Origin of the sequence: Flavobacterium sp. GP15 (assembly GCF_014281985.1) — a bacterium.
Lineage (GTDB): Bacteria > Bacteroidota > Bacteroidia > Flavobacteriales > Flavobacteriaceae > Flavobacterium > Flavobacterium pygoscelis.
Window position 1 is genome coordinate 1 of record NZ_JACFTC010000042.1, and the last position, 454, is coordinate 454.

Consider the following 454-nt stretch of genomic DNA (forward strand, 5'->3'; position numbering starts at 1 on the left):
TGCGTCAGCTTGGTTGGAGTAAATAAAAACATCTCTTTGTCTTTCTCCTGAAAATATATCAATCATATATAATTGCTCTAAAGTCTCCAAAATAGAAGCCACCCAAATATATTCTTTGTTAAATTTTTCTTCTAAATCTTTCATTGATATTGTCTTTTTTGTTTTTATAAAATCAATAACTTCTGACAATTCTTTTGCAGTGTATGGAACTTTTTTAGTTTCTGTTTTTATTTTTTTTTCTTGAGATTCAATCCAGTTGTCTATCATTTTAATTTGTTTTTATAATTAATAATTGTGGTAAAAAGCCGAACGCATAACAGCAGTTACACAAGACACAAGGTTTTTGTGGAATTAACGTTTCGCAACACGTTTACGCTTAGTGGAAAATACTCATTTCCGTAGCCTTGTGCCTCGTGTAGCTGCGAAACGTTGGCAGAAATTTCAAAACCGAAAG

At 31.3% G+C, this 454-nt stretch carries 1 protein-coding gene; it reads right to left on the bottom strand.

All coding sequences use genetic code 11. The features are described from left to right. Nucleotides 1-267, bottom strand: a 267-nt coding sequence (locus tag H2650_RS15745; protein ID WP_188051781.1) for a hypothetical protein, incomplete at its 3' end; no start/stop codon positions are given. Nucleotides 268-454: the final 187 nt, after the last annotated feature.